Annotated in this window: 6 protein-coding genes; all 6 read right to left on the bottom strand. The window is 47.5% G+C overall.

Annotated features, from left to right (window positions below; all coding sequences use genetic code 11):
- Positions 1-4: 4 nt before the first annotated feature.
- Entirely contained in the window at positions 5-2,281 is a 2,277-nt protein-coding gene (gene bglX / locus DWX84_RS04980) for a beta-glucosidase BglX (RefSeq protein ID WP_122377441.1), read from the bottom strand.
- A gap of 20 nt (positions 2,282-2,301) precedes the next feature.
- A complete protein-coding gene (gene bglX, locus DWX84_RS04975; protein ID WP_048926966.1) occupies positions 2,302-4,557 on the bottom strand; it encodes a beta-glucosidase BglX in 2,256 nt (751 codons plus the stop codon).
- Between the two features lie 12 nt (positions 4,558-4,569).
- On the bottom strand, positions 4,570-5,964 hold the full coding sequence (locus DWX84_RS04970) for a glucoamylase family protein (protein ID WP_048926965.1): 1,395 nt from the start codon (positions 5,962-5,964) through the stop codon (positions 4,570-4,572).
- 9 nt (positions 5,965-5,973) lie between these two features.
- Positions 5,974-8,130 (bottom strand): family 43 glycosylhydrolase, encoded by a 2,157-nt coding sequence (locus tag DWX84_RS04965; RefSeq protein WP_048927210.1) that lies wholly within the window; start codon positions 8,128-8,130, stop codon positions 5,974-5,976.
- A gap of 140 nt (positions 8,131-8,270) precedes the next feature.
- Positions 8,271-10,436, bottom strand: coding sequence for a glucoamylase family protein (locus DWX84_RS04960; protein ID WP_048926964.1), 2,166 nt, complete (start codon positions 10,434-10,436; stop codon positions 8,271-8,273).
- 114 nt (positions 10,437-10,550) lie between these two features.
- A complete protein-coding gene (locus DWX84_RS04955) occupies positions 10,551-12,047 on the bottom strand; it encodes a RagB/SusD family nutrient uptake outer membrane protein (protein ID WP_005860289.1) in 1,497 nt (498 codons plus the stop codon).
- Positions 12,048-12,069 lie beyond the last annotated feature (22 nt).

Here is a 12,069-nt window from a genome sequence, read left to right as displayed (position 1 = left end):
ATTTTTACCGCAGAGAGAAAGAAGACTGATTCGTCTCGTCGGCAGAATTCAAGCCTATCCAAACCGTGAAATCACCCGGCTCGGCTTTCTTCTGCATATCGATACCATAGAAAGCCAGCAAAGCTTCGTCAATCGTGAAAGAGACTTGCTTCTTCTCGCCCGCTTTCAAAGCCACCTTCTCGAAACCTTTTAGCTCTTTAACCGGACGGGTCACGCTACCCGCCAAGTCGCGGATATACATCTGGACGACCGTCTCGCCATCCACCTTACCCGTATTCTCTACCTCAGCCGTTACCGTGATCTTACCCCCTTTCGTGAAAGAGTTCTGATCCAGCTTCATAGAGTTCACGGCGAAAGTCGTATAGCTCAAGCCATAACCGAACGGATACAACGGTGTGTTAGGCACATCCATATATCTGGATTTATAATCCGTATCCGGAGCTTCCGGAGGAACCGGGCGGCCTGTCGGTTTCTGATTGTAATACAGAGGCAATTGACCTACCGTACGAGGGAAAGACATCGTCAGGCGAGCGGACGGATTATAATCGCCACTGATCACATCGGCCATACCATGACCTGCCATCGTACCCAGATACCAAGCCTCCAAGATACCGTCGACATGCTGATCCTCCCAAGAAAGATCCAAAGGATGTCCGTTCACCAAGATCAAACCAAGAGGTTTACCCGTCTTTTTCAATTCTTTCAACAAGGCTTGTTGAGCGCCCGGCAATTTCAAGTCCGTACGGCAAGCCGCCTCGCCACTCCAGTTGAAATCCTCGCCCATAGCCGCCAATACGATATCCGCACGGCGAGCCGTAGCGATCGCCTCAGCGAATTTAGATGAATCATCAGTCAAGAGATCACATCCCTCGGCATAAATGAACTTCACGTTCGTACCGGCATATTTCTCGGTCAGACCCTCGAACAAAGAGATACTCTCCTCACGCTCACCCCGGCCAGCCCACTCGCCATTCTGGTTGATCTTATCTTTTACCATCGGGCCGATCAAGGCTACCGTAATATTCTTATCCTTCGAGATCGGGAAGAAGTTATTATCATTCTTCAAAAGGACGATCGAGCGAGCGGAAGTCTCACGAGCCTCTTGCAAAAACTCCGGCTTCATGATCGTATTCTTCTCACGCTCATTGTCCAAGTAACGATATGGATCATCGAACAAGCCCAAGAGGAACTTCATCTCCAAGATGCTCGCCACGGCACGGTCGATATTCTCTTCCGAGACCTTGCCCTCTTTCACGGATTGTACAAGATATTGGCTGTAGATGCCACCTGTCATATCCATATCGATACCGGCGTTCGCGGCCAGTTCTCCCGCCTCCTTATCATTTCGCACGATACTATGGGCTACCATCTCATTGATACCGGTATAATCGGTAACCACGAAACCATTGAAGCCCCAGTCCTTACGTAACAAATCGGTCATCAACCATTTATTACCCGTGCTGGGCACTCCGTTGATCTCATTGAAGGAGGCCATGAACGTAGCGACTCCCGCTTCCTTAGCCGCTAAATAAGGCGGCATATAATAATTCATCAATGTATTTTGCGACAACTCAGACGTATTATAATCACGTCCGGCCTCAGCGGCCCCATAAGCGGCAAAGTGCTTACAACAAGCCAAGACCGTATTTACGTCGGCCAACGAACGCCAATCGTTTCCTCCTTGGAAACCCTCGACACGGGCCTTCGCAATCAGACTTCCCAAATACGGGTCCTCACCGGCACCTTCCATTACACGTCCCCAACGGGCATCCCGGGAGATATCCACCATCGGGGCGAACGTCCAAGCGATACCGGAAGCGCTCGCCTCATCCGCCGCGATCGCCGCACTTTTACGCATCCGCTCCAAATCCCAAGAGCAGGATTCCGCCAACGGCATCGGGAAAATCGTACGATAGCCGTGCACGACATCATAACCAAACAATACGGGTATCTTCAAACGGCTCTCGGACAGAGCCATCTCTTGCATTTTACGTACGCCATCTACCGTATATACATTAAACAAGCTTCCTACAAGACCTTGTTTCAGCAAAGTCTCATAATCCCCCGTCATAACCGGGCCGGTCACATCCCAGTTACAGGAGTATTGGGCCATCTGCCCCACCTTTTCCTCCAAGGTCATCAAAGAGAGCACAGAATCTACACGGCGTTCAATATTTTTGTCGCCGCTGAAGCTTTTCCAACCGCTTACAGCGGGCTGCTGGCATCCCCCCAAGGTAGCGGCAACGGCCGCACCAGCGATAAAAGTCGTTAACCTTTTCATTATTCGTATTCGTATATGTATTATTTGTTCCAAGTTACCTGCGCCGATTTCACGTCCCGGGAGTTCGTACCTACGTAGATATTGAATAAGCCCGGTTCCCAGATGTATTCCAACGCGCTGTTATAAAATTTCAAGTCTTCCGGCGTAATCGTAAAAGAGACTTTTCGGCTCTCACCCGGTTTCAAGGAGATCTTCTGGAAGTTCTTCAACTCTTTCATCGGACGGGAGATGCTGGCAGCCGGATCGCCGATATATAACTGTACGACTTCCTCGCCCTCTAGCTTGCCTGTATTCGTCACTTGTACGCTGGCGGTCAATACACCGTTCTCTCCTTGCACACTCGTCTTATCCAACTGAAGATCACCGTAAGAGAAAGTCGTATAACTCAAGCCATAGCCAAACGGATACAAAGGATCGTTCGTGATATCCAGATATTTAGAAGTGAAATGATCATCCGGATTCATTGGGCGGCCTGTTTTCTTAGCATTGTAATACAAAGGAATCTGGCCTACGCTACGAGGGAATGTAGTCGTCAATTTACCGGAAGGATTCACGTCACCGAACAATACGTCCACCAATCCGCGAGCCGCAGCGGAACCTCCATGCCAAGCCTCAACGATCGCAGAGAATTGGCTATCCTCCCACTCTAAGGTCAACGGACGGCCATTCGCCAAGACCAACACCACCGGTTTACCGGTCTCCAACAAAGCTCTTAACAGCTCTTTCTGGCTCTCCGGCAAACTAATATCCGCACGACTGCAAGCCTCTCCGGACCAGTTATTCGGCTCACCCATTACGGCAATGATACGATCCGCATCTTTCACTTTCTCAACCGCTTCCTTCACCAAACGGGTATTCTCCACCGGATCAACCTTCAAGCCACTGGCTTTCGCCAACATCGGCTCGTCCGTCAAATTACATCCCTTGGCGAAAATCACACGGGCCTTATTGCCAACCATTTCCTTCACGGCCTGCACTACGGAAGCTGACTTCGCCGTATCGATACCACACCATGTCCCGAACAACTCAACCTTCTTATCCGCCAACGGGCCTATCACAGCGATCGTCCCTGTCTTTCGCAAAGGCAACAAACCCTTATCATTCTTCAACAAGACAATGGATTTGCCGGCGATATGGCGAGCCGTATTCATATGCTCATCCGTGAACGTATTCTTTTTCGCACGATCCGCGTCCAAGTAGCGATAAGGGTCCTCGAACAAGCCTAATTTATATTTCGCCTCCAATACACGGCGGCAAGCCTGATCGATATCCGCTTGAGACACACGGCCCTCTTCCAACGACTTCTTCAAGGTCGTGATATAACCATTTGTCATCATATCCATATCCAAGCCGGCATGCAAAGCCAAGGCCGATACGGTCTGCGTATCACCCAAACCATGATTGGTCATCTCGCCGATCGAATTATAATCGGAAACGACAAACCCATTGAATCCCCATTGATCACGAAGCAAATCGGTCAATAACCAACGGTTACCCGTAGCCGGAATCGCCTCCACCAAATTAAAGGAAGACATGGCCGTGGCACAACCAGCCTCTACAGCCGCTTTATAAGGCGGGAAATACTCATTAAACATCTTGATACGGCTCATATCCACCGTATTATAATCACGACCGGCCTCGGAAGCGCCATACAAGGCAAAGTGCTTCAAGCAAGACAAGATCGTGTTCTCTTTCGTCAAGTCATCTCCTTGATAACCTCTCACCATGGCGGCGGCGATCTTTCCACCCCACCAAGGGTCCTCTCCACTACCCTCGGCGATACGTCCCCAACGAGCGTCACGGGCGATATCCACCATCGGGGAATACGTCCATGTCACACCGTTTGAGCTGGCCTCGATAGCGGCGATACGGGCACTTTGCTCGATCAACGTCGTATCCCAGCTACAAGACAAAGCCAATGGGATCGGGAAGATCGTATGATATCCATGAATTACATCCAGTCCGAACAAAAGCGGAATTCCTAAGCGAGATTCCTTAACCGCTATCTCCTGCAATTTACGGAACGTCTCCAGCTCCGAGCCTCCCGTAGCACCCAGCCAGCCCCGACGAATCGTCTCGTCCGCACCTTCCGAGCCACTCAAGATGCCGGGAACACCACCACCGGACAAGTTCAGCTGTCCGATCTTCTCATCCAAAGTCATTTTACCCATCAACTGATCGATAAACGTATCCATCGCTCTCGTATCTTGAACGGGCTTTTGTCCGTATGCCGCAAGTGCCAAACAAGCGGCGAATGATAATATAATCTTTCTCATGTTATTTAAATATTAAGATTCTCTCGCATTATGGATCGTGAAACCCAATTTCTTCAAACCGTCCTGGATTTCCGGACAGCTCATAAACAAACGCCACAGAAGGCCCGTACGGTAATTCTCGATCATCGGGGTGATCGTACATTGGTCTATCGCCAGATAACGATGCGGATACCAATTCTCGCCTTCACTGAAAGCGTCGTAAAAACCATACTTACCCCAGATGCTATCTCCCAGATTGAAATAGAAATGCTTCAATGCCTTCGAGGATTCCTCCGGTGTATACGGATAACTGCTCAAGGCGGCTGTCGGCGTAATCACCCCATGATCGTTGGAAGGCATATGCGCGTTATAGCCTTTCACGGAATAGCTGGCGGTCAATCCCCAGCAAGCGTCGCTATATCCCTTGAAACCCTTCGGATTCTCCGCGCAATAACGGTAATCAATCAAGACGTGATTCCGGTTCAAGTCCCAGTAGTTAGCGTATCGATCCGACAAGCCGACCGGACATAGGCCGATATAAGAATAATGTGCCCAGAACAACGGACCGCCGTACTCCTCGGCATAATTATGTTTCAAGATCAAAGGTAAATCGTAAGCGACCGCATCGCTCTTGATCCCTCCTTTACGAGCCCATCCGTTATGATAAGCGGAAGCCGGGATCGGATACGTAGGCGAAGACGCCGCCAAAATATAAGTAATCAGACATTCATTGTAACCTTCCAAAGGAAAATTCATCTCCCATGCGTAATTCGGGCTCCAATGCCAATACAATACATCCTGCCCGTTCAAATACCATGTCCATTCCATCTCACGCCATAGCTGGTCAATCTTCGCGGCCAACGCTTTCTCGCTCTCATTACCATCCTTGAAATATTGGCGTACGCATAAGAGACCTTGCATTAAGAAAGCGCTCTCTACCAAATCGCCTCCGTTATCCTTCTGGCCGAAAGGCTTTACCTTACCCGTAGGTCCATGCATCCAGTGAGGCCAGACCCCGTGGAAACGATCGGCCTTCGCCAAGTAATCAGCGATTTGATGAAAACGGGCCACACCTTCCTCACGGGTGATAAAGCCACGCTCAATACCTACCAACAGCCCGGCGATGCCAAAACCACTACCTCCGGTGGTCACGATATCAGCGTCGTTCTCAGGATACACGCCATCCGTATGGATACGCTCACAGGCCAGTCCGGAGGTAGGCTCCGCACCTTCCCACATATAATTAAAGTGAGCCTTTTGTATATAGGTCAAGAATTCATCATCCGACTGAAAATCCAACTTACGCTCATTGGGCGTAGACTCTGCGGATGTGTCACTTTTCTTGGCCTCATGACAAGCGGTCAACGAAAAGCCAAGCAACAGGGTAACAACGCCTGTACGGAAATAGGTATTCATAGATATATACATTTAAAATAGTTATCGTCTCAATACTTTACTCATCGGTGAACGGCCGCTCTCTCCCAATGCCTCGATCGAGAAATAATAGTCCGTATCCTTATCCAAGCCCCTGAAATCGTACATCGTATCTCCCAGTACCGTGATACTGTTGTACAATTTATCCGGCGCTATACCATAATAGATATTGTAAGCGTACGCCTCTTTTACCGGCTCCCAAGTGATCATCGCATTCCGCTTATCCGCTTTTGAGCGTTCCACCTTTAAGTTCTTAACGGCGGCGGGAGCTTCTCCCAAACCATTTCCAAAAATACGAAATCCAGACATAGCGAAGTTGCCCGAAGGCACATGTTCGTTCACTATTTTCAAATAACGGGTTTTCAAAGGCTCACGCAACTCGATATAGTCGTGCGGAACGTCCTTGTCGTTATCGCTCTTATCGACTACCAATTCCCAATTTTGTCCATCTATAGAATGATAAATACGATATTGATGATACAAGTCCATCGCCTTATTATGCTGTACGGCTCTATGCTCGTAATAGTTCAACTGGATCGCACGTACCTCTTTCAATCCCTCTAAAGAGATCTGGAGCCATTCACCCGGCTCTCCCGAGCGGGCGGACCAGAAAGTACGCATGCTCTCATCCGTTACATTCTCTGGTACTAACGTACTATCCATGGAAGAGGCCATCACCGGTTTTCCATACGATAGCAACATCCAACCGGAAAACGTATTCGCGATATCATCGACCTTCCCTTTCGGCGTAAGCAAAGGATAGTCCCCGAAAGCGGTGTTCGAATACATCACGCCATCCTTATCGAATGCCGTAGGGTACAAACCAATACGACGCTCAAACTTATATTTCAAGGAAAGCATGCAAGTAGCCACATGCCAGTAATTGCCATACGCATCCTCGAAAGTACCACCATGACCGGCACCTTGTACGAAACCTCCCGGCTTATAGCTCATCGGGTTATGTTTCTGGTAGGTGAACGGGCCCATCGGCTTGTCGGATACATAGACACCATCCGCATAGACCTTGAACTCCGTTCCCGGCGCACCGTATTGGAAATAATATTTACCGTTATGCTTGGTCACGAAAGCTCCTTCCGTAAAAGGCGCTAAAGTCGTACTATCGTCATTGTTCATCCCGAAACGTTCCCATCCGTGTTCTTCCGGGCGCAGCATCATGATCTCTTGGATCTTGCTGATCGGGTGGAAATCACGGCGATCCAGTTCCACTCCCTTCAAAGCGAACTCATTACTTGAACCATAGTACATATACAAACGTCCGTCATCATCCAGCAAAAATGCCGGGTCCCAGCTAGGAAGAGCCGTTTTCTCCACATACCGCTTGAACTTTCCGCTTTTCGGGTTCGTACTATACCAAATAGGCAATCCCGCATAGGTAGAACCGGTATAGAACAAGGTATCTCCACTTACGAAAGCCGCCGGAGCGCACAAGTCGTCATCTTCCGGATAACGTTGGAAACCGGCGAATACAAACTCCCAATTGCTTAAATCCTTGGAATAATAGAATCCGGCTTGGTTCGTGGCGAAAAGGAAATATTCCCCTTTATACATGACCATCATCGGATCGGCCGTAGAGCGGAAAGAGCCATTCTTCACCAAATCCGGCAGATTCGCCCGGAAGCAGTAGCTCAAATTCATCGGGTTGCAATAGGTAGAGGGATGATCGGCCGTAGCGTCGAACCAGCGGGTGGCTTGCTGAGGAGCTTTTACCCGTACATCACGAGGATCCGCCTCCATCCGGATATCTATTTTCGTATCGTTATCGCCAAAGGTGCGATAAGCGTACTTCATCCCCGGATAATACACGAATAACTCATGATCGTAGCGACTTGCTTGTATCTTATAATAGCCTGTCGCATCGGTGGTATAATGAACCGGGCTAGCCGTGAACATCACCGTAGCGCCTTCCAAGGGCTTGCCGTCCGGTCCGGTAATCGTACCTTCCAGAAAATGTTTTTGGGATACGGTAATATAGTAATCGCTTACCTGCCCCTTGATCACGATCACGGAATCTCCCCGCTCGTTTACTTGAGCGTTTACGGTAGAGACCGCGAAGAAAGAGGCAAGGAGTGATACGAGCATACACTTATTGTAGGCTTTTAAGGAAGCGCTAGAAACTCCTACGTCTTTCCGGAAAAACATGTACGTGTTTTCCGAAAAAGACGTACATGTTTCCGAGAAAACACGTACATGTTTTTTCCAAGAAGCGATAGCCCTATTTATTCTATTACATGCCAGCATATTATGTTCAAGATAAGTTATTGTTGTTTTTTGTCGCATTATTATTTTATGGATTGAATCTTTTGGATACCTTTCTGGACATCCGGATGGCTCATGAAAAGGTTCCACAACAGATTCGTACGGTAATTCTCGACCATAACCGTTACAGGCGCTTGATTCAATCCCATAAATAAGGGAGATACCCAATTTACAGTCAAGTTGAAAGCATCCCGGAAACCGTACTCACCCCATAAGAAGCTGCCATGGTTACGATAATAATTCCGCAAGGCTTTCATGGAAGCGTCCGGCGTATAAGGGAAAGAAGCCAGAGCGCCCGTAGGTGCCATCGTTCCGTTATCCCTGTGCGGCATCGGCTCCTGAGCTTGATAGTTCCAAGCGAAATCGCTGGCGGTCAATCCCCAACAATCTTCTCCATAACCTACATACCCCCCTTGGTTCTCGATACAATACCGTTGATTGATCTTTGCCATTTTCTGGTTGTTCTCGAAATAATTCGTGTACTTATCCGTGAACTTATGTGGGTCCAGCCCGAGATAGGAGTAATGGATAAAGAAAAGAGGACCTCCATTAGAGACACCTACTTTCAAGTTCTCCCCATAATAAGTATTGCCATTCGTATACATCTTACCATCTTCTACACGCCCCCAATCGGCACGGTATTCTTGCGCATACTCCTCTTGGCTGGCCCAGCCGCTATAATACATCTCCGGAGAGATTCCGTATTTCGGCCCCATGATAGCCAACATATAGGTAATCATGGTCTCATTCCAGCCGATCAATTTATGATTGATCACCCACGCCTGATCTGGAGACCAGTGCCAATATAGATATGGGCTGTCCTTAAATTGCTTATACCAGCTCCATTCCACGTTTTTCCATAGATTATCGATGCTCTTACGGATTTGTTTCTCCTTGTCATTCTCTTGGTTGAAATATTGACGAGCCGTTAACAGTCCTTGGAATAAGAAAGAGGTCTCCACCAAATCACCTCCATTATCTTTCGGGCCGAAGAAAGCGACCGTCTTCCCGGTTGTCCCATCGATAAAGTGAGAGACCGCCCCATGGAATTTATCCGCTTTCTCCAAGAAAGAAGTGATTTTCAAGAAACGCTGTACGCCCTCTTCCCGGGTGATAAATCCCCGTTCGATACCCGCCACGATCGCCATGATACCGAAGCCGGAAGCCCCGGTAGCGATCATATCATTCCGTCCGGGAATATTCTCACGGGCAAGACCGCTATTTGGCTCCGCTCCCTCCCAATAGTAACGGAAGTTCGCTTCCTGTACCATATCCAGCAATTGCTCGTCCGTCATTGGATAGGTAGTGGCCGAGACTGTCTGGGAATCATTGGATTCATTCAGCGCATAATCCACGACCGTCACCTTATAATAAGCCTTTTTACCAACCTCTCCCAAGAAATCGGTATAACGATTCATCCAAGGGCGGCGGACAGCGACCGGCTGGTAAGTGATCCCGTCGAAAGAACGGTAAATGCGATAGTATTTTATATCCTCCTTTGATTGAGGAATCCATTTGATATCGATATGACGCTCATAAGCCTTAGCTTCCTGCAAGACCGGAGCGTTTAAGGTACTTACCGACGGAAGGGAAGCCGGCAAAAGCTCTATATCGTCCAGATAAATCGTATATTCGTTTCCATCGGCCGTACCGGGACGAAGGGCTACAGCCGCTAATTTCTTGATGTTCGTATCGTTCACGGCGTTTAATCCGAAATCCTTCAAAGGAATGGATACGGAATGCCATACGCCGGGACGTGTATCTTTCAGATAATTTCTCAGGTTTAGGTATTGGGTATACGTGCTGTCCGCATAACGAATAGCGATATTGGGAAGAGCGGCAGCATTCATGCTCTCTCTCAGTTGTACTTGTAAAGAGAGCGTAGAGGGCTCACGAAAGAAGTCATTGCCACGGACCGGGCAATATTGTATCTCGCTATACCAATCTCCACCGGGAGCGGATACATAGGTAAGCTCCAAGGAATTGCCGGGAGTAAAAGCGACAGAGCCGGCAACTGGAAGATGATGTCTCGCATTTTTAATCCAAGAAGGTGAGGTATATTTCGCTTGAGAATAAAAGTAATCCCCTTTCATCAAGCTATTCTCGAAGAAAACATAGTCGTAAGGTTTCTCCACCGCTTGCAAGCTGGCGGATAATAAGAGAGTAGTTAGTAATGCGATGTGTTTCATGATGCTGATATTTATATAAATAAAGATATGATTTGAGATAAAATAGGCGGTGCCAAACGGGTTGACACCGCCTTGCCAAACTACAAAGGTCTAGTAAATAATGAGAATCTTATATTACTCTGTTACTTCCGGCTCAAAAGGCACAGGCTCAGCTTCTAAGTTAGGATTCAAGTCAATTTGATCCTGTGGTATCGGATAATATTCGCTTTCTCCTTTCACAAAACCCGGAAGTTCTTGAGTGGCTCTGTCCGTACGGACTAAATCGAAGAAACGTTCGCCCCATTCCAATGCCAACTCAACTTGACGCTCTTCCAGAATTTGATCCAAAGTCGCATTTGCAATCGGAGCTAAACCAGCACGTTCGCGAACCAAGTTTAATGGAGCGTCTCCATTTTGTCCCTTACGAACTTTAGCCTCAGCGTTCATTAACAACACATCAGCATAACGGAATACACGGATATTATTATTATCGCCATATCCAGTACGTCCCGGAGTCATTTGATTAGCCGGTGTATAAGCCTTTCCATTATAAGCAGTCGGTTCACCCGGTTGAGCGACAGGAATATAATCACCGTCACGAGTAGTGGCATCCGTCATGAGGAACGTTGTTTCCGCACGAACCGCTTCACCACGTTTAGAGAATAAATTACGGATTTTCTCAGTCGGCTCAATAAATGCCCATCCAGAGATAGGAGCCTCTCCACGAGGACCTTGGAACGCAAACCAGTTGTCAGAAGAAACGATATCACCACTTCCATTTCCAAAGTCAGTAAATTGATACTCTAGCAAAGACTCATTACACAATTTTCCCGGAATCTTAAACAACTCATAGAAGTCATTATACAACTCAAACTTTCCGCTATTGACGATATCCTCGGTCAAGGCCAATACCTCATCCCATTCATTATCATACATCTTCTGTTTCGCTTTCAACATCTCAGCGGTATATTTTGTAACCGCTCCCGGATGCTCAGACTCATTCGGACGAATAGCCGGTAAGTTTGCTATACAATAATCCAACTCGTCATAAATGTACTTCTTTACATCCTCTTTCGTATTCTTGAATACATTCAGTTCTTGATTGTCTAACAAAAGAGGCACATCGCCAAACAAATTTACCAACTGGAAATAAGCATATGCTCGGAAAAAGCGAACTTCAGCAGCATATTGAGCGTTTAATTGCTTGTCTGACTCACTCGTCAAATGTTTAGCATAATTCTCTAAAGACTCCAATGCTGAATTAGAAGTAGAGACAACATAATAGCAGTTTCCCCAAAGGCCACTTAATGCCCAGAAAGTAGTCAAACGATCATACTGGAATTTACTAGCATACTCATACTCAATCTGGTCCGTAGGAGATCCTCCTTTATTCACATCGTCACCGCGAACTATGATACATCCATACGAGGACCAAGACCCCAGATAACCACGAGCGGTCGCATATACACCGGAAACAGGCATATACATATTCGATTTATTCGTATAATCAATACCCTCTACCTCTACAGTATTCTCTGGAAGCTTATCCAAGTAATCACTACAACTGGATGTCAGCAATGAAAAGGCTAAAGGGATAGCCCATAAAATCTGTTTTTTTAATATATTTTTCATATACTTCTGATTAGCATTTAAA

Origin of the sequence: Parabacteroides sp. AF21-43, from assembly GCF_003635435.1 — a bacterium.
GTDB lineage: Bacteria > Bacteroidota > Bacteroidia > Bacteroidales > Tannerellaceae > Parabacteroides > Parabacteroides distasonis.
Note: the sequence above shows the minus strand (reverse complement) of the source record. Positions and strands in the feature narration are given on the sequence as shown.